This is a genomic window from Gloeocapsa sp. DLM2.Bin57, assembly GCA_007693955.1.
Taxonomy (GTDB): Bacteria; Cyanobacteriota; Cyanobacteriia; order Cyanobacteriales; family Gloeocapsaceae; genus Gloeocapsa.
This window is the reverse complement of the sequence record RECR01000055.1, coordinates 21,036-44,082: the sequence shown is the minus strand read 5'-3', so window position 1 is coordinate 44,082 and position 23,047 is coordinate 21,036. Positions and strand designations below refer to the sequence as shown.

General features: G+C 39.6%; 19 protein-coding genes and 4 pseudogenes. 4 read left to right on the top strand and 19 right to left on the bottom strand.

What is annotated here, in order from left to right; all coding sequences use genetic code 11:
* The 12 genes and pseudogenes from ureC to EA365_05320 form a co-directional block, all read right to left on the bottom strand.
* Entirely contained in the window at nucleotides 1-1,692 is a 1,692-nt protein-coding gene (gene ureC / locus EA365_05375; protein TVQ46433.1) for an urease subunit alpha, read from the bottom strand.
* A 2-nt stretch (nucleotides 1,693-1,694) separates the two neighbouring features.
* A complete protein-coding gene (locus EA365_05370) occupies nucleotides 1,695-2,009 on the bottom strand; it encodes an urease subunit beta (GenBank protein TVQ46455.1) in 315 nt (104 codons plus the stop codon).
* Nucleotides 2,010-2,042: 33 nt separating this feature from the next.
* Nucleotides 2,043-2,296: pseudogene (locus EA365_05365) on the bottom strand (Txe/YoeB family addiction module toxin).
* A 14-nt stretch (nucleotides 2,297-2,310) separates the two neighbouring features.
* Nucleotides 2,311-2,548, bottom strand: a pseudogene (locus tag EA365_05360) (prevent-host-death protein).
* 44 nt (nucleotides 2,549-2,592) lie between these two features.
* Nucleotides 2,593-2,895, bottom strand: a complete 303-nt coding sequence (ureA, locus tag EA365_05355) for an urease subunit gamma (GenBank protein ID TVQ46432.1) — start codon at nucleotides 2,893-2,895, stop codon at nucleotides 2,593-2,595.
* Between the two features lie 10 nt (nucleotides 2,896-2,905).
* Nucleotides 2,906-3,712, bottom strand: coding sequence for an urease accessory protein UreD (locus EA365_05350; protein ID TVQ46431.1), 807 nt, complete (start codon nucleotides 3,710-3,712; stop codon nucleotides 2,906-2,908).
* Nucleotides 3,713-3,724: 12 nt separating this feature from the next.
* Nucleotides 3,725-4,315, bottom strand: a complete 591-nt coding sequence (locus tag EA365_05345; protein ID TVQ46430.1) for a sulfite oxidase-like oxidoreductase — start codon at nucleotides 4,313-4,315, stop codon at nucleotides 3,725-3,727.
* Between the two features lie 4 nt (nucleotides 4,316-4,319).
* A complete protein-coding gene (locus tag EA365_05340; GenBank protein TVQ46429.1) occupies nucleotides 4,320-5,804 on the bottom strand; it encodes a glutamate synthase subunit beta in 1,485 nt (494 codons plus the stop codon).
* A 165-nt stretch (nucleotides 5,805-5,969) separates the two neighbouring features.
* Entirely contained in the window at nucleotides 5,970-10,550 is a 4,581-nt protein-coding gene (locus tag EA365_05335) for a glutamate synthase large subunit (protein TVQ46428.1), read from the bottom strand.
* A gap of 329 nt (nucleotides 10,551-10,879) precedes the next feature.
* Nucleotides 10,880-11,326 carry an NUDIX hydrolase gene (locus EA365_05330; protein TVQ46427.1) on the bottom strand — a complete coding sequence of 149 codons (447 nt, stop codon included), beginning with the start codon at nucleotides 11,324-11,326 and terminating at the stop codon, nucleotides 10,880-10,882.
* A gap of 3 nt (nucleotides 11,327-11,329) precedes the next feature.
* On the bottom strand, nucleotides 11,330-12,715 hold the full coding sequence (argH, locus tag EA365_05325; protein ID TVQ46426.1) for an argininosuccinate lyase: 1,386 nt from the start codon (nucleotides 12,713-12,715) through the stop codon (nucleotides 11,330-11,332).
* A gap of 5 nt (nucleotides 12,716-12,720) precedes the next feature.
* Entirely contained in the window at nucleotides 12,721-12,900 is a 180-nt protein-coding gene (locus tag EA365_05320) for a hypothetical protein (GenBank protein TVQ46425.1), read from the bottom strand.
* Nucleotides 12,901-13,042: 142 nt separating this feature from the next.
* Between EA365_05320 and EA365_05315 the strand changes: the two genes are divergently transcribed.
* The gene (locus EA365_05315) at nucleotides 13,043-14,734 is read left to right on the top strand and encodes an AarF/ABC1/UbiB kinase family protein (protein TVQ46424.1); all 1,692 of its coding nucleotides are present in this window, start codon (nucleotides 13,043-13,045) and stop codon (nucleotides 14,732-14,734) included.
* A 109-nt stretch (nucleotides 14,735-14,843) separates the two neighbouring features.
* Here the strand turns inward: EA365_05315 and EA365_05310 are convergent.
* The 3 genes and pseudogenes from EA365_05310 to miaA all read right to left on the bottom strand — a co-directional run bounded on the left by EA365_05310 (nucleotide 14,844) and on the right by miaA (nucleotide 16,270).
* Nucleotides 14,844-15,052 (bottom strand): annotated as a pseudogene (locus EA365_05310) (DUF86 domain-containing protein).
* A pseudogene (locus EA365_05305) lies at nucleotides 15,039-15,335 on the bottom strand (DNA polymerase subunit beta). The pseudogenes EA365_05310 and EA365_05305 overlap by 14 nt, the downstream one beginning before the upstream one ends.
* 35 nt (nucleotides 15,336-15,370) lie before the next feature.
* Nucleotides 15,371-16,270 (bottom strand): tRNA (adenosine(37)-N6)-dimethylallyltransferase MiaA, encoded by a 900-nt coding sequence (gene miaA, locus EA365_05300; GenBank protein TVQ46423.1) that lies wholly within the window; start codon nucleotides 16,268-16,270, stop codon nucleotides 15,371-15,373.
* A gap of 138 nt (nucleotides 16,271-16,408) precedes the next feature.
* Here miaA and gyrB point away from each other — a divergent pair, with 138 nt between their 5' ends.
* Complete coding sequence (gyrB, locus tag EA365_05295; GenBank protein ID TVQ46422.1) at nucleotides 16,409-18,334, top strand: DNA topoisomerase (ATP-hydrolyzing) subunit B; 1,926 nt, start codon at nucleotides 16,409-16,411, stop codon at nucleotides 18,332-18,334.
* Here gyrB and EA365_05290 read toward each other — a convergent pair.
* The 4 genes from EA365_05290 to EA365_05275 all read right to left on the bottom strand — a co-directional run bounded on the left by EA365_05290 (nucleotide 18,331) and on the right by EA365_05275 (nucleotide 20,799).
* Nucleotides 18,331-18,714 carry a cytochrome c gene (locus tag EA365_05290; GenBank protein TVQ46421.1) on the bottom strand — a complete coding sequence of 128 codons (384 nt, stop codon included), beginning with the start codon at nucleotides 18,712-18,714 and terminating at the stop codon, nucleotides 18,331-18,333. The two genes, gyrB and EA365_05290, sit on opposite strands and share 4 nt — an antisense overlap.
* A gap of 81 nt (nucleotides 18,715-18,795) precedes the next feature.
* Entirely contained in the window at nucleotides 18,796-19,863 is a 1,068-nt protein-coding gene (locus EA365_05285) for an alpha/beta hydrolase (GenBank protein TVQ46420.1), read from the bottom strand.
* A complete protein-coding gene (locus EA365_05280) occupies nucleotides 19,863-20,459 on the bottom strand; it encodes an ImmA/IrrE family metallo-endopeptidase (protein TVQ46419.1) in 597 nt (198 codons plus the stop codon). The genes EA365_05285 and EA365_05280 overlap by 1 nt, the downstream gene beginning before the upstream one ends.
* Before the next feature lies 1 nt (nucleotide 20,460).
* Nucleotides 20,461-20,799 carry an XRE family transcriptional regulator gene (locus EA365_05275; protein TVQ46418.1) on the bottom strand — a complete coding sequence of 113 codons (339 nt, stop codon included), beginning with the start codon at nucleotides 20,797-20,799 and terminating at the stop codon, nucleotides 20,461-20,463.
* Between the two features lie 100 nt (nucleotides 20,800-20,899).
* On the opposite strand from EA365_05275, the gene EA365_05270 reads away from it, so the two are divergent.
* Nucleotides 20,900-21,877 (top strand): hypothetical protein, encoded by a 978-nt coding sequence (locus EA365_05270; GenBank protein TVQ46417.1) that lies wholly within the window; start codon nucleotides 20,900-20,902, stop codon nucleotides 21,875-21,877.
* A gap of 18 nt (nucleotides 21,878-21,895) precedes the next feature.
* A complete protein-coding gene (locus EA365_05265; GenBank protein TVQ46416.1) occupies nucleotides 21,896-22,945 on the top strand; it encodes a hypothetical protein in 1,050 nt (349 codons plus the stop codon).
* The last annotated feature ends 102 nt before the right edge of the window (nucleotides 22,946-23,047 follow it).

The following is a 23,047-nucleotide window of genomic DNA, read 5'->3' as shown; positions in this document are numbered from 1 at the left end:
TCAAAACAGAAAATAGCGCTGAGTCAGAGGTAAACTAACAGCAGGTTCACAGGTTAACAATTCCCCATCGGCGTAAACCGCGTAGGTTTCAGGATCTACTCGAATCTCTGGTAAAGCATCATTAAGTTTCATGTCTGCTTTACTGAGATGACGAGTATTAGCTACAGGGACGACTTGTTTAGCTAAATCTAATTGTCTCGCAATATTGTTATCTATGGCAGCTTGAGCAACAAAAGTTAAACTAGTTGAGGCGATCGCTTTCCCATAACTAGCGAACATAGGGCGCATATGTACAGGTTGGGGAGTAGGAATACTAGCATTAGCATCCCCCATTTGAGACCAGACGATCATTCCACCTTTGATAACTATTTCAGGTTTAACGCCGAAAAAAGCGGGTTTCCAGAGACACAAATCTGCTAACTTACCTACTTCTATTGAACCGACATAGTTAGCGATGCCATGGGTAATGGCTGGATTGATGGTATATTTAGCGATATAGCGTTTAGCGCGCAGGTTATCCTCTAATCCTCCCCTTTGCATCTTCATTTTATGGGCGGTTTGCCAAGTGCGTATAATGGTTTCTCCGACTCTTCCCATGGCTTGGGAGTCTGAAGCGATCATACTAAAAGCACCTAAATCATGCAGAATATCTTCAGCGGCGATAGTTTCTGGACGTATTCTCGATTCGGCGAAAGCTACATCTTCTGGTATGCTACGGTCAAGATGGTGACATACCATTAACATATCCAGGTGTTCTTCGAGGGTATTAACGGTATAGGGACGAGTAGGATTAGTAGAGGATGGTAAAACGTTAGCTTCACCACATACTCTAATGATATCAGGTGCGTGTCCTCCTCCTGCTCCTTCGGTATGGTAGGTGTGAATGACGCGGTTTTGAAAAGCATTGATGGTATTTTCCACAAAACCTGCTTCATTGAGGGTGTCGGTGTGAATAGCTACTTGTAGATCATATTCATCTGCTACCTTTAAACAAGTGTCGATGGTTGCGGGGGTTGTTCCCCAATCTTCGTGTAGTTTTAATCCCATTGCACCTGCGAGGATTTGTTCTACTAATCCGAATGGTTTAGCGCTGTTTCCTTTCCCTAAAAAACCCAGATTAATGGGAAAAGCTTCAGCTGCTTCTAACATTCTGTGGATATGCCACTTTCCAGGAGTACATGTTGTAGCGTTAGTTCCTGTAGCAGGTCCTGTACCTCCTCCTAACATAGTAGTAATTCCCGAGGCGATCGCTGTTTCGATTTGTTGGGGACAAATAAAGTGAATATGACTATCTATCCCCCCTGGAGTTAGAATCATTCCTTCTCCTGCGATCGCTTCTGTCCCAGGTCCGATGATAATATTAACGTTATCTTGGGTATAGGGGTTACCTGCTTTCCCTATTTCTACTATTTTGCCGTTTTTAATCCCGATATCTGCTTTAACTATTCCCCACCAATCCAGTATCAAAGCGTTAGTAATCACTACATCTACCGCACCATTGGCGCGTGTAATCGGTGATTGTCCCATTCCGTCTCTGATTGTTTTTCCGCCACCGAATTTTACTTCTTCGCCGTAGGTTGTGTAATCTTGTTCTACTGTGATCAATAATTCTGTATCCGCAAGACGAACGCGATCGCCTACTGTTGGTCCATAGGTATCTGCGTAGGTTCGACGATCCATTCTATAACTCATTATTATTCCTCTAATAACCCATTTACTAGCCCATTAAACCCATAAATCGCTCTTGTTCCGCCGATTTTTACTAATTCTACTTCTTTTTCGTCTCCTGGTTCAAAGCGTATAGCTGTCCCGGAGGGTATATTTAAGCGCATTCCTTTAGTTGCTTCTCGTTCAAAACTTAACGCTGAATTGACTTCAAAGAAATGGAAGTGTGACCCAACTTGTATAGGGCGATCGCCTGTATTAGCTACCGTTAGTTTAATAGTCGGGCGATTTTGATTGATTTCGATTTCACCTGGAAGGGTAATTATTTCTCCTGGAATCATTATCTTTACCTTATTTGACTTATAGTTCAAGTATATTTAATAATCATATCTACACTGAGCAATTAAAATGGCATTATTTTCTACAGTATAAACAAGCCTATGTTCTTTATTAATTCGGCGTGACCAGAAACCTGACCAATTGTATTTAAGAGGTTCAGGATCACCTATTCCTGTCAAAGGTTACGAGAAATATCTTTAATCAACTCGTTAATTCTTTTGAGAATTTTCTTATCCATATTTTGCCAATACAAGTAATCTTCCCATACAGTTTCAGCAAATATTATTTTCACTCTTGGATTAATTCTTATTCTGTACCTCCACCTGTGCGTAATTCTTCGATCGCTGTATTTAATCTTTCTACATTAGTTTTACTTGATAGTAAATAGAAAGTAGCTTCATCTGCTTTAAAATCATCCAATGTCATCACTACTACGGGTGATCCTTTTTGACGAGTAACCCTCATGGGGTGTTGAATTTTCATTAATTTTAGCCAACAACGGTGCTAATTTTTTTCTAAATTCTGAGTAAGTTACTGTATCCATATAACTATGCCTAGATTCTTGTTGTACCTATCATTGTACAATATTTAGTTAATGGGATTATGTACCGTTACTAACTTTGTACCATCGGGGAAGGTGGCTTCTACTTGAACTTCTAGAATCATTTCTGCTACTCCTTCCATCAGATCATCTTTAGTCAGAATAGTTTTACCATAACTCATCAATTCAGCTACGCTACGTCCTTCCCTTGCTCCTTCTAGTATTGCTGCTGTAATATATGCTACTGACTCAGGGTAGTTTAGTTTAATACCTTTGGCTTTACGTCTTTCGGCGAGTAAAGCTGCGGTAAAGATTAATAGTTTATCTTTTTCTTGGGGGGATAATTGCATGTCAATTGCTCTAAACAGTTGATTTATGTAAACATTTTATTCTATCACCAATCTGTTTAAACCAAGTTTTTACTTCTGTAGTTGTCTGTCCACGATAACGACAAATTAACCCATCTGTTAAGGTAGTAATACCTGTTTCTCCTGCTAGATTTTCTCCTAGATACCTCATTTCTGTGAGCAGTTCTCTCCTGATTTTTGAACCTAGCCAAGTTAATGTTCCTACTACTGGTTGATTAGCCAAACCATTGGCACTACTATAGAGATTTTGCTCTCCCCATAAACCTTGTCTATCTATCCATAATGGTTGTCCTTGACGCCATATTTCTGTAGCTGATAACCATGTACCTGTCTCAAATTTTTCTCCTCTAGCAGTCCGTCCAAATCTATTAATTTCCCAACCTAGATATTGAGCATTTTCGGCTAATTCTATAGTCAAACTTTGGTAGTAATTTGCTCCAGCAAAAATAATATTTTCTAAGGGAATATATTCTAAATAAGCACCTGATTCTAGATTAATATTAATATGTTGTTGAGCTTGTGTCGTCTCGCTGCGATAGACTTTACCCGCTGAAGCTGTAGTAATTAATACTTGCGATTGTTGGTGAAGATGTATCTGTTGAGATAGGCGATCGTTGGCGACTATTCCACCTGCTGTATTCAAAATAAAGGTATGACAAATATGCTCACCTTCGGGATAAAATGGTCTTTGTACCTTTAGGGGAGCAGAATTATAAACCTTAACTAGATTAGTTTTAGGGTGTTGATATTGATATTCTAAATTAAGTTTACCTAACAAGATTACTGCTATTGTCCTAATTAAAGTGAGGGATTAGCTATACCTTTGCTCTTGCCAAGGTTCGCCCCGAGAATGATAACCATTAACTTCCCAAAAGCCTAGTTTTTCCTCGGTTAGAAATTCAATCCCATTGAGCCATTTTGCGCTTTTCCAAGCGTAGAGGTGAGGAACAACTAGACGTACGGGACCTCCTCTTTCTTGGGGTAAAGGTTCAGCAAATAACTGATGGGCGAGGAAATTATCTTCTCTGGCAAAATCTGACCAAGTTAGATTAGTGGTATAACCACCGTAACAATGCAATAAAACGTGTTGGGGTTGAGTAGTAAGTTCAACTTGAGTTAGAAAATCAGTAACTTTAACTCCTGTCCACTGTACATCTAATTTTGACCAACGGGTAACGCAGTGAAAATCAGCGGTAAACTGAGATTGAGGTAAACTAATCAAATCAGACCAAGAAAAAGATTTAGGAGTAGCTAACCCCGAGACTCGTAATTGCCAATCTTCAATAGAGATTAGAGGGGTTTCTCCATAGGTTAAGACGGGGAAACCCTTAGCCACACGTTGACCAGGGGGAACGCGATCGCTCAAGGAGGGATCAGGTTTACTAAAAAATTTGCCTTCCATGATTTTAAGGTAATTTAGTACTGCCCATAAGATAGCGATCGCATTCTCTGGCTGCTTCGCGACCTTCATTAAAAGCCCAGACTACCAAACTTTGACCACGGCGACAATCTCCCGCGGCGAAGACACCACTGATACTAGTCTGATACTTACCGTAGGGAGCGTTAACGTTACTACGTTGGTCTCTTTCGATACCTAAACTTTGTAGTAAATAATCTTCAGGACCTAAAAATCCCATAGCTAGTAGGACTAATTGAGCGGGTAAAACTTTTGCAGTACCTGGTATAGGTTGAGGAATAAAGCGACCTTGGTCATTTTTTTGCCATGCTACTTGAACGATTTCTACGCCTTCTACTCTACCTTGTGCATCAGAGATAAATTTAGTAGCAGTAGTCAGGAAGAGACGGGGATCATGACCAAATTTAGCGGCGGCTTCTTCTTGACCATAATCTACTTTATAGGTTTTGGGCCATTCGGGCCAAGGATTATCAGAAGCGCGTTGTAGGGGAGGTTTCGCCATAATCTCCAATTGGGTAACGCTATTACAACCCTGACGTAGAGAAGTTCCCACGCAGTCTGTACCTGTATCACCGCCACCAATAATCACTACATCCTTACCTTGAGCAGAGATATAGTTGCTATTAGGTTTTCCGTCTAAAATCGCCTGAGTATTAGCGGTGAGGAAATCCATAGCAAAGTAAATACCCTGGAGTTGACGATTTTCTATGTTGAGATCTCTAGGTTTAGTCGCACCGATACAAAGGATAGTAGAGTCAAATTGATCAAGTAGAGTTTGCGCGGGTAAATCCTTACCTACTTCCACGTTACATTTAAAGGTTACTCCTTCTTGTTCGAGTACTTCGAGACGACGTAGGAGAACTTTTTCCTTATCTAGCTTCATATTGGGAATACCGTACATTAACAGTCCCCCGGGGCGATCGGCTCGTTCAAATACCGTTACGGTGTGACCTGCTTGATTCAATTGAGCAGCTGCACAGAGTCCCGCAGGACCTGATCCTACGATCGCCACTTTTTTACCTGTGCGTTGAGTAGGGGAGTGGGGAGTAATCCAACCTTCATCCCATCCTTTATCAATGATAGAGAGTTCGATATTTTTTATAGTCACAGGTGGGTTATGAATTCCTAAGACACAAGAACCCTCACAAGGTGCGGGACAGACTCTCCCTGTAAATTCGGGGAAATTATTAGTTTTGTGGAGACGGTCTAAGGCTTCACGCCAAAGACCGCGATAAACTAGGTCATTCCACTCAGGTATTAGGTTATTAATGGGACAACCACTAGCCATCCCTTTTATTATAGTGCCTGTATGACAAAAAGGAGTCCCACAGTCCATACAACGAGCACTTTGTGTTTTGAGTTTTTCTTCGGTTAATGTAAGATGAAATTCTTCCCAGTCTTTGATTCTAGTTTCAGCAGAGCGATCATCTGGTAACTCTCGTACGTATTCAATAAAACCTGTGGGTTTACCCATATTATTGTCTCCTCTTGTTGGTAATTTTGATTGAAGTTATAGCGCTACGTGCAAGGAAAAAGGGAAAAGGGAAAAGGGGGAGATGAAGAATGTAGAATGAGCGAATGCGCGAAAAAATTCTTAATTCTTAATTTGGAATAACACCTAACCCCTAACCCCTAATACCTAACTTCCTGCGATTCTGGCTACATCGCGGGCGTTTTCTTCAAAAGCTGCGATCATCGCTTCATCTTGAGTCATTCCTGCGTCTAGAGCTTTATTCAGTGCCTGAATGACACGTTTATAGTCTCTTGGCATTACTTTGACGAATTTTGGTACTAAAGTTTCCCAGTTATCTAATACTCTTTGAGCTTGTTGACTCTGAGTATAGTTAATATGTTGTTGGATGATTTGATAGAGTTCGTCGATTTCTGCTGAATTAGAGAGGGTTTCTAACTCTACCATTTCCTGATTGCATTTACTAGCAAAAGTGTTGTCTTCATCTAGTATATAGGCAACACCGCCACTCATGCCAGCCGCAAAGTTACGACCAGTAGCTCCAAGTACTATTACTTGACCACCAGTCATGTACTCACAACCGTGATCCCCTACTCCTTCCACTACTGCGGTTACTCCAGAGTTACGTACAGCGAAGCGTTCACCTGCTTTACCTCTGATATAGATTTCTCCAGAAGTAGCGCCATAAAGTGCGACGTTACCGATGATGATATTTTCTTCAGGGATAAAGGTAGATTCTTGAGATGGGTAGATGATGATTTTAGCACCGCTTAAACCTTTACCAACATAATCGTTAGCGTCTCCTTCTAATTCTAGGGTTACTCCTGTTGGCACAAAAGCACCAAAACTTTGACCAGCGCTACCTTGAAAGTGTAAATGTATGGTATCTTCGGGTAGCCCTTCCCAATAGCGTTTACTAATTTCATTGCCGAGAATTGTTCCCACAGCGCGATTAGTATTTTTAATGGGTAGAGTAGCTTTGATGGGTGTTTTGTTTAAGAGAGTATCTTGACACAAATCTAGTAAGACGGTGAGGTCTAGGGATTTTTCTAAACCGTGGTCTTGAGGTATTTGACAGTAACGTCCTACACTTTCATCTACTTCTGGTTGATGCAAGATAGGGGTAAGGTCGATATTTTTAGCTTTCCAATGGTCGATCGCCCCTTTAGCCTCCAATACATCTGTGCGTCCAATCATTTCGTTAAAGGTGCGGAAACCGAGTTGAGCCATTAATTCTCTGACTTCTTGAGCAATAAAGGTCATAAAATTAACTACGTGAGCTGGATCTCCTGTAAAACTTTCCCGTAGATAGGGATCTTGGGTAGCGATTCCCGCGGGACAGGTATTGAGGTGACAGACACGCATCATGATACAACCTAGGCTAACTAAGGGTGCGGTGGAGAAGCCAAATTCTTCTGCTCCTAATAAAGCTGCTACCACGATGTCTCGTCCTGTTTTCATCTGTCCATCGGTTTCCACCACGATACGAGAGCGCAGTTTATTTAAAACTAGGGTTTGGTGGGTTTCGGCTAAGCCTAATTCCCAGGGTAAGCCCGCGTGTTTAATCGAGGTTTGGGGTGATGCTCCTGTACCACCGTCAAAACCTGAGATTAAGACTACGTCTGCGTGGGCTTTGGCTACTCCTGCGGCGATCGTCCCTACGCCTACTTCTGAGACGAGTTTAACGTTAATCCGTGCTTCGCGGTTAGCGTTTTTGAGGTCGTGGATTAATTCGGCGAGGTCTTCGATAGAGTAGATATCGTGGTGAGGTGGGGGTGAAATCAAGCCTACACCTGGGGTGGAGTAGCGCACTTTAGCGATCCAGGGATAGACTTTACGTCCTGGTAATTGTCCTCCTTCTCCTGGTTTTGCTCCTTGAGCCATTTTAATTTGAATTTCTTGAGCTTGGGAGAGGTAGAGACTGGTCACCCCAAAACGTCCTGATGCTACTTGTTTGATGGCGCTATTTTTGGAGTCTCCCTGTTCGTTTGTCCAGGTATAGCGATCGGGATCTTCTCCTCCTTCTCCTGTGTTGGATTTACCCCCGATGCGATTCATGGCTATAGCTAGGGCTTCGTGCGCTTCTTTGGAGATTGAGCCGTAACTCATTGCCCCTGTTTTAAAGCGTCTGGTAATAGCTTCGATGGGTTCTACTTCTGCGATGGGTACTGGTTCTCTGGCTTTGAATTCCAGTAGGTTACGTAAAGTAAAGTATTGTCGGTTGTGTTCGTTGATTAGGGCTGAATATTGTTTATAGGCTGCGTAGTCTCCTGTTCTGACGGCTTTTTGCAGGGTGTGGATGGTTTCTGGCGAGAGTAGGTGGGCTTCACCGTCTTTACGCCATTGGTATTCTCCTCCTACATCTAGGGTATGATCGATGGTTTCGCGATCGCCATAGGCGCGATTATGGGTAAGTATTGCTTCAGAGGCGATTACGGCTAAGTCTGCTCCTTGAATTCGAGATGCTGTACCTGTAAAGTATTTTTGGATGAGGCTTTGATTTAAGCCGATCGCCTCAAAGATTTGCGCTCCACGATAACTTTGGAGGGTAGAGATGCCAATTTTCGAGGCTACCTTGATTACTCCTTTGGTGGCTGCTTTGATGTAGTTTTTCTCGGCGGTTGGATAATCTACACCTGTGAGACTTCCTTCGTTGATTAAGGCTTGAATACTTCCTAAAGCTAGATAGGGGTTAATGGCGCAACAACCGTAACCTAGTAAGACTGCGTAGTGATGTACTTCTCGGGGATCTCCTGATTCTAGGACTAATCCTACTTTGGTTCTTGTTCCTTGTCTAATCAGATGGTGGTGTAATCCTGCTACGGCTAGGAGTGAGGGGATAGCGGTTTTATCTGCGGCGATACCGCGATCGCTGAGGATAATAATGGCTACTCCAGAAGCAATGGCTGCATCTGCTCGTTTAAATATCTCTTCTAAGGCTGTTTCTAAGCCTTGTACGCCTTGTTTGGGGTCAAAGAGTATGGGGATAGTGGTGGAGAGAAAATCTCCTTGGAGGTGTTTGAGTTTAGCTAATTCTGCGTTATTGAGAATGGGGGTTTTCAGGTTAATGAGATGACAACTTTCTGGTAGGGGTTTAAGTAGATTTCCTTCACTACCGATGGTTGTTGCTGCTGAGGTGATAATCTCTTCTCGGATAGAGTCTATGGGGGGGTTAGTTACTTGAGCGAAGAGTTGTTTAAAGTAGTCAAACAGACGTTTAGGATAATCTGATAATACTGCTAGAGGTGTATCTGTACCCATTGACCCTATTGCTTCTACCCCATTTTTAGCCATGGGTGTTATCAGTAACCGCAATTGTTCAAAGGTATAACCAAAGGCTATTTGTTGGTTTCTGAGGTTTTCTGGGTCTTCTTCTGTAATTGGGGTAGCTGGGGGTAAGTCGGCTAAATCAACCAGATTTCCTTTAACCCAATCTTGATAGGGTTGAGCTTTGGCTATTTGCTCTTTTAGTTCTTCATCGGCGATAATTCGACCTTCCTGCATATCTACTAGGAACATTTTACCTGGCTCTAGTCTCCCTTTATGGGCTACTCTACTAGGTTCAATGGGGACAACTCCTGCTTCTGATGCCATAATTACCAGGTCATCTTTAGTGACGTAGTAACGGGAGGGTCGTAAACCGTTGCGATCTAAGATTGCTCCAATCATTTTACCATCGGTAAAGGCGATCGACGCAGGTCCATCCCAGGGTTCCATTAAACAGGAATGATATTGATAAAAGGCTTTTTTCTCGGCACTCATGAATTGATTACCCGTCCAAGGTTCAGGTATCATCATCATGATGCTATGGGGAAGTGATCGCCCTCCTTGGTGCAGTAATTCTAAAACGTTATCAAAAATGGTGGCGTCACTACCGTTAATATCAACTATTGGTTTGATTTTTTCTAGATCTGCGCCGAATAATTCTGATTCTAAGAGAGATTGTCTGGCTTGCATCCAGTTGATATTTCCCCGCAGGGTATTTATTTCTCCATTATGAGCTATATAACGGTAGGGGTGGGCTCTTTCCCAACTTGGAAAGGTATTAGTGCTAAAGCGTGAGTGGACTAATCCTAAAGCTGATTCTAAATCTTGATCTTGTAAATCCAGATAATATTCGGGTAATTGTCCTGGGGTGAGCATCCCTTTATATACCAAAGTCCTACAGGATAGACTAGGGCAATACCACCAAGAATTAATCCCACTTTGGCGAATTGCTTCGTAAGCGCGTTTACGGATTATGTATAGTTTGCGTTCAAAGGCTGCATCATCTTGGAGAGCTGGATTTTTAGCGATAAACATTTGCTGCATTCTTGGCTCGCTCGATTGAGCGGTATATCCCAAGGATGAGTTATTGGTGGGTACTTCGCGCCACCCTAAAACTTGTTGTCCTTCTTCACTGACTATGCGGTTAAATATTTCTTGACTTTGTTTACTTGTAGGGTCTAGGGGTGAAGTATAAACCATCCCAACGCCGTAATTTCCTGGCTCTGGGAGTTCTATTTGGTTTTCTTGAGCTATTTTTTGGCAAAATTTGTGGGGTATTTGGATGAGAATCCCTGCTCCATCTCCTGTATTAGCTTCACACCCACAAGCGCCACGGTGATCAAGATTTAATAAAATCGTTAAGGCTTGTTCTACAATCTCGTGGGATTGTTTCCCCTTCATGTTGACTATAAATCCAACACCACACGAGTCGTGCTCGAACTGAGGATCGTATAAACCTTGTTTCCCTTGCTGATTGTTCATATTTTAATTTAGGGGATTATGACTGCTATTATCTTCATTGTGCGATCGACCTAATTTATCTAGCCTAGTTCTTAAGGAAATTATAAGATTCTCATTGACCCTCCCCTGGTTTATCTTCTTGGTCGGCGTTCCCTAGCTTGATAAGATTCCGCCGGCAAAACCGATTCCTCCTTCAGGAGAGGGTTTTAGACCCATTTTTTTGATAAAAAAAACAGGGAGAGCGCTATTACATTATAACCCTAGCGCTTCAACCTGCCGATCTTTGAGAGGAGAACACAATATCTACTATAAGCTTAATGATAAAAATTGTCAAGTAATTAAGAAAAAAATTAAGCTAATCTGGTCAAGCCTTGAAAATAATCACGGATTTGCTCAGCATGGTCATGACTAAGATTCTCAATTGGGATGGAATCGGGAGTAAAATAAGCCACTTCGGTAATTTCTCCATGATCTTGTACTTGTAAGTCACCTTTAATCTCGGCTTCTACAAGAATAGCGATGGAGTGCATCCGAGGATCGCGATTTATATTAGAATAAACACCCACTAAACGGCGGATTTGCACTAGCTCTAAACCTGTTTCTTCCTTTAATTCCCTAGTAGCGGTAGTGGTTAAATCTTCTCCCCAATCCACTAACCCCCCTGGTAAACTCCATGTACCAGTATCACGACGTCGCACCAAAACGATACGACCATCAGTAGCCACGGGAATCATAGTAACTCCAGGGAGAGGATGACGCAGAATAATCCCTAAGACGGTTTTAGCAAAACGTAGCATAGGTTAAGATTCTAGGAGAGTTTGAGCTTTTTTGAGACTCTCGCGTACTTGGGTAAAACCAGTACCACCGTAACTATTGCGAGCTGCGACTACTTGTTTGGGGGCGATCGCCTCGAAGATATCCTCAGCGAACATAGGGTGTAAGCTTTGCCATTCTGCTAGGGTTAAATCCTTGAGTAGCTTACCTTCAGCTAAACTAGTTTTAACCACTTTACCGACTATATTATAAGCTTCCCGAAAAGGTACTCCACGAGCTGCTAAATAGTCTGCTACGTCTGTTGCGTTAGAAAAGTCTTCGGTTACAGTAGTAGCTAATCGTTCCACATTAAAAACGATACCCTCACTCAATAGTATAGTCATAGCCTGTAAACAAGCTTTAGTGGTTTTTACCGTATCAAAAATAGCCTCTTTATCCTCTTGTAAATCCTTGTTATAAGCTAGGGGTAAACCCTTCATTAAGACTAATAAAGCTTGTAAATGACCAAAAACACGACCTGATTTACCGCGAACTAATTCGGGTACATCGGGGTTTTTCTTTTGAGGCATTATACTCGAGCCTGTAGCACAACTATCTGTAAGAGTAATAAAGCCGAATTCTTGGGAGGACCAAAGAATCATTTCTTCACTCAAGCGACTTAAATGTACCATAATCAGACTAGCGCTACAAAGGAATTCAATAGCAAAATCGCGATCGCTGACTGCGTCTAAACTATTAGGATAAACCTGGTCAAAATCTAGTAAAGAAGCGCTATAGTGTCTATCAATGGGGAAAGTTGTACCTGCTAAAGCACCTGCACCGAGAGGAGAGATATTAGTTCTCACTCTGATTTCCCCTAATCTTTCCCAATCTCGTTGAGCCATGTAAAAATAAGCCAATAGATGATGAGCTAGACTCAGCGGTTGTGCTCTTTGCAGATGGGTATAACCTGGAATAATCGTCTCAACATGATTTGTAGCGTGCTCTAACAGTGCTGTTTGAAAAGCGCGTAGGTGAGTGCGAATTTGCTTAATTTCTTCTCTCAGATAGAGTCTAATATCAGTACCCACTTGGTCATTACGGGAACGAGCAGTGTGTAATTTTTTACCTACATCTCCCGTGATTTCCGTAAGACGTCGTTCTACAGCAAAGTGTACGTCTTCGGCGTCGATTCCAGGGTTAAATTCACCTTGGCGATATTCTTGACGAATTTGTTCTAAACCTGTTACTAATTGCTCAGCTTCACTTTCACTAATAATGCCACAGTGAGCGAGCATTTTAGCGTGAGCGATTGAACCTGTTAAGTCGTATTCTAATAATTCGAGATCAAAGCTAATACTAGCATTGAATTCAGCGATAAAGGGATGAAGAGCGGTTTCAAAGCGATCGCTCCAAGTTTTTTTGATAGTCACGATATTTAGCCAGTAAAACTACGAAAGAGATAACCAAGGAAAAAGCCGATACCTAAAGCCCAAACTTGACCTGATTGAATAAAATAGTCAAAGTTTTCTTTGATTTGATCTAATACCTGGGGATCTTCTACTCTTTGAGCGAAGATACTAGGAAAGTGTGCAAATAAGCCATGAATCAAGTCCATAACTAGTTTAAAGTTAATTTTGTGAGTACTCTAGGGTTTATCTTAATCTAAATCAGTTTTTTTGCGACAGTTTGGCGAAAATTTTGTAAAATTATGTAAATAGAGATACATTCAATTCTCATTAAAGAGGCAGAAAAAATTGGTGAATACAGATTTAGTTGTTTTTAACCAAGCCCGAACAGAATATGACCCAAAAGCGATCGCCCGCTATTATAGTCGGAGACCTTGGCAAGTAATCTGGAGAGGTTTGAGGATTACCACAGGTTTTGTTACTTTTGTTTTAAGTCTATATTGGGATGGTTGGACTAACCAAGAGGAAAAAAATAAGCAAAAAAGAGCAACCACTTTAAGAAAATTATTAACTAATTTAGGACCAACCTTTATTAAAATTGGTCAAGCTTTATCCACTAGACCAGATTTAGTCCGTAAAGATTTTTTAGAAGAATTAATTAAACTCCAAGATCAATTACCCCCCTTTGATAATCAAACAGCCTTTACAATCATCGAAACAGATTTACAAGCTAGCATCAAACAGGTATATCAAGAAATTTCCCCCAATCCCATCGCAGCAGCTAGTCTAGGACAAGTTTACCGCGCTAAACTATATACAGGAGAAGAAGTAGCTGTCAAAGTTCAACGACCTAATTTACGACCTGTTATTTCTCTCGATTTACATCTGTTACGCTTAATCGTTAGTTGGTTAAAACCTTTATTACCAGTAAATATAGGACACGATTTAACCCTGATTGTTGATGAATTCGGGGTTAAATTATTTGAAGAAATAGACTATCAAAACGAAGGTAGAAACGCGGAAAAATTTGCCACTAATTTCCGTAATGATCGTGATATCAAAGTTCCTAAAATCTACTGGAAATATAGCAGCTATCGCATTTTAACTTTAGAATGGATCGACGGTTTTAAACTCACCGATACCGCTAAAATAGCTTCTGCGGGGTTAGATTTAAACGAACTGATTAAAATTGGGGTTACTTCTGGTTTACGTCAACTTCTAGAACACGGTTTCTTTCACGCAGATCCTCACCCAGGTAACCTGTTTGCTACTCCTGATGGTCGCATGGCTTATATCGATTTTGGGATGATGGATCAACTAGAGGAAGAAACTAAAGAAACCATCGCTAGCGCTGTAGTACAACTCATTAATAAAGATTATCAAGCTCTAGCTGATGATTTTGTTAGGCTAGGATTTTTAACAGCAGATACGGATTTAACTCCGATTATCCCTGCTTTAGAAGAAGTGTTGGGGACTGCGGTTGGTGAAAGCGTTAAAGATTTTAACTTTAAAACCGTTACGGATCATTTCTCAGAATTGATGTATGAGTATCCCTTTAGGATACCGTCTAAATTCGCTTTAATTATTCGTTCGATTATCACTCAAGAAGGTTTAGCTTTAACCCTTAATCCAGATTTTAAAATAGTAGAGGTTTCCTATCCCTACGTATCTAAACGCTTGCTTACGGGAGAATCCCCCCAATTACGCAGACGTCTGATTGATATCCTCTTTAAAGATGGTAAATTCCAATGGCAAAGGTTAGAAAATATGCTGGCGATCGCTCAAAGTGATCAACAATTTGACCTTATTCCTACCGCGAGACTTGGTTTAACCTTCTTACTCTCAGAGGAAGGTAAATACTTCCGTCAACAGTTATTAATCGCTTTAACCGAAGACGATCGCCTGCACACTGAAGAAGTACAAAGAATCTGGAGTCTAGTTAAAGATGAATTAAAACCACAAAGACTCTTTGACGTTGCTTTAACTGCTTTGAGAGAAATTTCTACGGAAAGATTAGCCGCGGTTATTTCTGCTTCTGATTAAGTTTTCTCTATTTCTTCTAGGGTTGAAATTTTCCCTAGGAGAATTGCTATTTGTCTAAAAGAGGTTCAAGATATTGCCAAAGTTTGGGGATATCATTCTGAACAACATCTCAAAGAGTAGAGAAATTAATTCGCTCATATTGATGTACAACTATATCTCGCATTCCTGCAATATCTTTCCAAGGAATATGAGGGTGAATAAACGTTTAGTAGCTTCGCTAATCATAATGACCTGATAGAGAATAGCTGATTATTTTTCTTCATTAACCATTAAAACAGATTGCTCAATATCCTTAGTAAATACTTTATCTCTTTGCATAAATCAACTGCATTGTTTGGAGAATTTCTTGACGACGTAGCCAATTTTCACTGTTTTCTATAGATTGTTTCAGGACAATGTATATTTAACGTAATGTTTTAGCTTCTAGTTCATTTTTTATTCTAGCAAGAGTTAATAATCCTTGGGCTGCATTAGGACTAAAATTAAGCAGTAAATCTAGATCACTATTATTGTGAAAGCGATTTGTTAAAATTGAACCAAAAACATATAATTCTCGTATATTCCAACCCTGACAAAATTTGCTAATCTCTTCTTGGTTCATATGTCAACGTTTTTCTAATTGAAAATTTAAATTAATTAACGTTTATTTTCTTTTTGTAATAATTTTATTAGCTCTAAACTTTGTTCCACTAGATGAGGAGAATCAGCGTCTAACCAGATAATCTCAGGAATAGCTTTAAACCAGGTACGTTGTCTTTTGGCAAATTGACGAGTATGTAGAATAGTTAAATTTTTCGCTGCTGATAAGGTGATTTTTCCTGTGAGATAATCCTTGATTTCTTGGTAGCCAAGGGTCTTAAATAAATGTAAATCAGGGTCATATTTTCCTAAGAGATATTTTACCTCTTCTACTAAACCCATGGTCAGCATTTTTTCTGTGCGTTGAGTAAGGCGATCGCTTAAAGAATCACTGAGACAATCTAAACCAATCTGGATAATTTTATAGGGGGGGGGATTTTCTCCCTGTTGTTGAGAAATAGGGATACCAGTTACATAATATACTTCTAGTGCTCTTAAAGTACGTACTTGGTCATTAGGGTGAATCTTGCTAGCGGCGATCGCGTCTAATTGAGTTAATTGTTGATATAATTCTGTTTGAGAGAGAGTCAGGAGTTGCGATCGCAATTCAGGTTGAGGAGAAACAGGAGGGATGAGGAGACCTTTAACGATAGACTTAATATATAAACCAGTTCCCCCCACCAAGAAGACGGGTTGAGATAACGAGTTGATAATTTGTGTAGCAAGTTGTTGATATTGAGCTAAAGTAAACACTTGGGTTGGGTGACAAACATCAATAAGATAATGAGTCACCTGTTGTTGTTCTTGAGCCGATGGTTTAGCCGTACCGATGTTAAAATCTTGATAGACTTGGCGAGAATCAGCACTAATAATCACCCCATCCACAGCCTTAGCCAATTGTAAAGCTAAATTAGACTTACCAGTAGCCGTAGCACCACAAATAACGATTAAGAGCATTTTACCTGATATGTATCCCTAAATAAATTTCCCTTCAAACACCATTTAAATCATTTTTAACGCTTTTGTGTTAGAATTTTGACAGATTTTGTCATAAAGTAGCCAAAACAAGGCTCTAAGCTCTTAAAGGAGAAATACATGACTAGTAGTAGTTACAGTGCTGAGCAAATTCAAGTACTAGAAGGTCTTGATCCAGTACGCAAAAGACCAGGAATGTATATTGGGACAACAGGACCTAGAGGACTACATCACCTGGTCTATGAAGTAGTAGATAATTCCATCGATGAAGCATTAGCTGGTCATTGTACACATATTGAGATTGAAATTACAGAAGACGGCTCATGTTCAGTTACCGATAACGGTAGAGGAATACCTACTGATACCCATCCTACCACAGGAAAATCAGCTTTAGAAACCGTAATGACGGTTTTACACGCAGGGGGAAAATTTGGTGGTGGCGGTTATAAAGTTTCGGGAGGACTTCACGGTGTAGGTATTTCCGTAGTTAATGCTCTTTCAGAATGGGTAGAAGTAACGGTATGGAGAGACAAAAAAATCCACACACAACGTTATGAGAGAGGAGTACCTGTTACTGAGTTAATCTCTAAACCATATCAAGGAAACCAACAGGGAACTCAGGTACACTTTCTCCCCGACGAACAGATTTTTAGTGAAACTAGAGACTTTGACTATAATACCCTAGGGGGACGTTTAAGAGAATTGGCTTATCTCAACGCGGGAGTTAAAATAACTTTTACCGATAAACGTCAAACCCCTCCACGAGAAGATATCTATTGTTATGAGGGAGGTATTCGCGAATACGTTACCTATATGAATCGGGAAAAAGATCCCCTCCATCAGGATATTATTTATGTCTCAGGGGAACGGAATAACGTACAAGTAGAAGTAGCTTTACAATGGTCTGTAGATGCTTATAACGATAATTTACTCGGTTTTGCTAACAATATTCGCACTATCGACGGTGGAACTCATTTAGAAGGACTCAAAGCGGTTTTAACGCGAACTATCAATAATATTGCGCGTAAACGTAACAAAATCAAGGAAAATGAGTCTAATCTAGGGGGAGAAAACGTTAGAGAAGGTTTAACAGCGGTTATCTCCGTTAAAGTACCCGATCCTGAATTTGAAGGTCAAACTAAAACTAAATTAGGTAATACTGAAGTGCGGGGTATCGTTGACTCTTTGGTTGGAGAGGTCTTAAATGAATACCTAGAGTTTAATCCCCAAATAGCAGATACCATCCTTGATAAAGCTATTCAAGCTTTTAAAGCAGCTGAAGCTGCGCGTCACGCGAGGGAATTAGTCAGACGTAAATCAGTCTTAGAGTCTTCACCCCTACCAGGTAAATTGGCTGATTGTAGTTCTCGCGATCCGAGTGAGTCAGAAATTTTTTTAGTGGAAGGAGATAGCGCGGGAGGATCAGCTAAACAAGGACGTGATCGCCGTTTTCAAGCCATTTTACCCCTACGCGGTAAGATTCTCAATATCGAAAAAACCGACGACTCCAAAATCTATAAAAATAACGAGATACAAGCTTTAATTACCGCTTTGGGTTTAGGGATTAAAGGGGAGGAATTTGACTCTTCAGCTTTACGTTATCATCGCATTATTATTATGACTGACGCTGATGTAGATGGTTCTCACATTCGGACTCTGTTATTAACCTTCTTTTATCGCTATCAACGTCAATTGGTGGATCAAGGTTATATCTATATCGCTTGTCCTCCTCTGTATAAAATAGAAAGAGGACGTAACCACTATTATTGTTATAGCGATCGCGAATTGCAACAACGCATCAGAGAGTTTCCCGATAATGCTAACTATACCATCCAACGCTTTAAAGGTCTTGGGGAGATGATGCCACAACAACTCTGGGATACTACGATGAACCCTGAATCTCGTACCCTCAAACGTATAGAAATCGAGGACGCAGCGGAAGCTGATCGCGTTTTTACCGTTTTAATGGGCGATCGCGTAGCCCCCCGGCGAGAGTTCATCGAAACTCATGGATCTCGTCTCAATCTCTTAGATTTAGATATCTAATCTCTAGAGATTGACTCTAAATAACTCAATAAATCAGCCATTTCTTGTGTATTTGGCTGAAATTTGGGCATTGGGGGGGTTTCTCCACTAATTACTTGGTGAATGATACTCGCTTTTGACCTTCTTTTGGATACGGTATGTAAACTCGGTCCTACGTTACCATCTGCTTCTATACCGTGACAACCGGCGCAGTTAATCTTAAAAATAGCGTGACCATTACTAATATCTCCTTTTGCTGCTAATACTTCTTGAATATAAGGATCTGCTAAAGGGCTAAGATAGATACTCAGCACCATTAATAACAAAGTTAAAGCGATGGCGATCGCCCCTAAAACTATTCCTTGATTGGTTAATTTGATTTGGACAAGTTGATTATCCACTTTTACGCTCAGTATTTTGTATGATATCTTTACATTTTGCAATCTTTTTTCAACTTAAAGCTAGATATTTTGACAAATTTTTCAGATTTTGAGCAATGAAACTAAAAAAGCTTCAGTATAATACAAAACGAGACGGTTACTTAAACCCCTGAAAACCTCATCAAAAGCGTGCTCAGACCAAGGAATATCTAAAAATACTACTTGATTACCTCTGGCTTTGAGTTTTTCGTATAACTCTCGTGCATATTTAGCTTGGACTAAATGATCTTGGCTAGGATATACTAATAAAGTAGGGACAAAAGGAATATCAGTATAACTAATCGGTGAAGCTTGTTGATATAATTCTGGTCTAGTTTCTGGTGTTCCCCCTAAAAAATCTTTAAGTATCTCACGAGTATTAATCGGATCTGGTCTAGGTGGATTAAAATAAGCTTCGGTGAGATTAATTGGACCATAATAATTAATTAAAGCCTTAAAAGCGATCGCCCCTGGTTGAAGAGTGGCTAAAGTGGCTAAATGTCCACCCGCGGATCTTCCCATGATTGCTACTCTCTCTAAATCTACTCCTAAAGTCTCAGGGTGATCATGAATATAAGATAAGGCTAATTGTATATCATTTAGTTGTACGGGAAAGGTATATTTGGGTGCGTGACGATAGTCGATAGAGATGACTGTATAACCTCTTTTCGCTAAATAACGGCTAAAAACTTGGTTATTATTGGGATTACCACTACGCCAAGCACCACCATAAATCATAATCAGAGTAGGATATTTACCCTCTCTTTGGGGACGATACACATTGAACGTTAATTTAACCCCATCGAGATGAGCAAATTCTCTATCTGTTTCGACGACAATTTCTTGAGGAATAACCCCAGAGATTAGAGTCAGATATTTTGTCCCGATAACTTCTTCTATTGCTTGTTTACATCTTTCTCTAGTTGAAGGAAATTGAATTAAAGGGATTAAACTAATTATTAAAGCTAATAAACTTAACCATTTATTGCTACTTATAAATAGACTAAATAGATTAAATAATACTAAAATTGGGCTGATTTCTATGGCGATTATTCTTAATGGTAATAACCCCATATTTGCTGGGGGTAAAACTATCCAAATACTAGCTATAATTGCAATTAAAGACAACATTAATTTACAGGTAAAATCTTTCGAGAATCAGAATTTAACTCAAGCCAACCTAGATCCTGGAGACGATGTACTAAATTAGAAATTGTTACCCCTAATTCAGCAGCGATCGCGTATAAATCAGACCATTTATAGATATTTTTACCTTTACTTACCCTTTTTAATTCTTTTTTGGGCATTAATAAACAACTAGCAAAATATTGGGCTTGCCATTCTCTACCTTTAAGATGTTGTTGATTATGACAGACTATTTTTTGTTCTTTATAACTAGCTATTTCTTGATGATTAATATGTAAAACCCAATGTCCTATTTCATGGGCTATGGTTGATTCTGTTAAACCTAATCCCCATTGAGTTAAGTTTTCGTTGATTTCAATTAATCTTTGTACAGGTAAAATTCTCGCGGCTATTTCTCCTTCTGCATCGGGAGGGATAAAATCCCAGACTAGATCTAATCCCAAAAACTCAGCTACACGACTAGCGTCGAGAGGAAATTTAGGGTAATAGTTTCTAGTTTGGGACATTTCCTCGATAATTTGGTTAGCTATTCTCTCTATCTCGACTTTAGATATAAAGCGAAATTCTTTGATTAAACTCATTTTACTCTACTTTGAACGCTTGTTGAAACACTTGACGGGCAAATTCGGGATTTTCTCGCATTCGCCGAAATAAAGTGGGCAATTCTTGGTAATGTTGTTTAAGTAAGTCTTCTTCTTTCTGAGGGATACGCCCCGCTAAAAAGACTAATTCTTCTTCGTTTAAATCTAGATGATGGGCTATTTTCCTAATTATCTCCTCTTTGGGGGGATATTCGGCGCGATCGTTTTCTAATTTAGATAAGTAGGTAAAGTCTAAACCCACTAGCTCCCCTAACTCTCTCTGACTATACCCTTTATTTTTTCTCGATGCACGAATTAATCTACTAAAACTCTCAGTCATACTAGTGATTTGGCTATTTATTTTATTCTAAATAATCTTGACTAAAAAATCAACATGATTTAGACTAGAGTTGTTGACTAAAAAATCAAGGCTAAGGCTGATGACTCAACCAACACCACAAGACAGTAAACAACAGATTCTCCAAGACTTCGCTAAACTACTAACAGATTATCAAAGCAGTGATTCTAAAGTAGCTACCAAAGAAGAAGAAGCCGAAAAAGCCAAAAATCAAGAATTATTAACTACAGTTGCCGAATATACCTTAGATAATATCGTCAATGGTATGGCGTCGTTACAGTTAGATTTTGGTAACATTATCAACTCATTATCACAACGTCTTAACAACGAATCAACAAAATTAGAACAATTACAAAAAGCGATCCAAGTTGAAACCGAAAACCTCGCTAAATTGCGACAAGTTAGATTGGTAGCGGATGCTTTACACATTCTCAGACAAGAACATCAAGAAAGACTCAGACATTTAGAAAATCAAATTAATCAACAACGGGAAGCAATAACCCTTGAACAAGAGCAAACTCATAAAGTTTGGACTAAAGAACAACTAGAATTTACTGCTAGAATCAACGAAGAAAGAGAACTACTTTTACAAACTAGAGAACGTACCAAAGCTGATATAACTTATGAGATAGAAAGACAACGCAAAATAGAGATGGACGAATACGAAGAAGTAAAACGTTTACAAGAGAGAGAATTAACAGAAACTAATCAACGTCAAGAGAAACTCTGGAGTGAAAGAGAGAAATATTTAACAGATAATCAAGCTGATTTTGCAGCCAAACAAAAACAAGTAGAAGGTTTCCCCGCAGCGTTACAAAAAGCTTATGAAGAAGCTAGGGTAGAAGGAATCAAAGAAGCAGAAAGAGACAGTAAAGTCAAGTCAGATTTAATCGAGAAAGAATGGGAAGCTACTAAACAAGGATACGAATTAAAATTACAATCTCTAGAAGCTACTGTAGCTAAACAAACAGAACAAATTAACGAAATCATCGCCCAATTACAAGTAGCCAATACTCAAGCTCAAAGTTTAGCAGCTAGAGCATTTCAAGGTCAAGTTTAGTAAAGGAGAAATAAAGATATGACTATTAACTCTAAAAGTACTAAAGCACAAATCCTAGAAGCTTTTGAGGAATTAAAACAAGAAAAACAAGGGATAGAAAAACAACTCAAACAGTTACAACAACAACCTAAAGTCTCTCCTCCTCAACCATCTCAACCTCCTGAAACTATGACTACTAATCTCAATGACACTTTAGCCAATTTAGAACAACTGAAACTCAGTTTTGGTGGTACAGTTAGTAATTTATCAGAACAGTTGATTACTGAAGCAACTAGTTTAGGTAAGTTACAAACAGCTTTAACACAGGAAAAAGCACAACTAACGGAATTATACGAACTAGAAGAAATTACCGAAGATACCCTCGACGAGTTAATTATTGAGTATCAAAATAGCGCTAAAGCTTTTGAACTTGAATTGAGGGAACAAAGCGAGACTTTATTACAAGAGATTCAAGATTTACGTTTAGCTTGGTCAAAAGAAAAAGAAACTCATAATAGAGAAGTTAAAGGTAGAAACGAAGACTACGAAAAAGAGAAAAGACGGGAAGCAGAAGAATACAATTACAACCTAGAGTTAGAATTAACTTTGAGTCAAGAAGAATATGAGCAAACTAAAAACGCTTTATATCAAGAATTAGCCGACATTCGTCAACAACAAGAAAAAGCATGGCAAGAAAGAGAAAAAGCGATCGCCGAATCGGAAGCTAAATATACAGAAGTTAAACAACAAGTAGAAGCTTTTCCTGCTGAATTAGAAGCTAAAAAGAAAAAAGGTCAAGAAGAAGGTAAGGGAATTGGAACTTATCAAGCTAAAGTTAAAACTGATTTACGTCAAAAAGAAATCGAGGGAGAAAAACAGAATTATCAATTACGCATTCAAGCTTTAGAAGAGAGTATCACTAATCAACAAACACGTCTAGAAAGTCTGACTAAACAGCTAGAATTAGCCCAAAAACAAGTACAGGATTTAGCCGTTAAAGCGATTGAAGGTACGTCTAATCGTAATTCTTTTGAAGCTATGAAAGAAATCGCTTTAGAACAAGCCAAAACCCAACAGAAGAATAAATAAAGTTCTGAGTTAAGGTTTAGGTATTAGGTTTAAGTATTATTATTAACATATAATATACTTAAAAGCTCCCTTCTCCCTTCTCCCGTCTCTCCCCCTACTCCC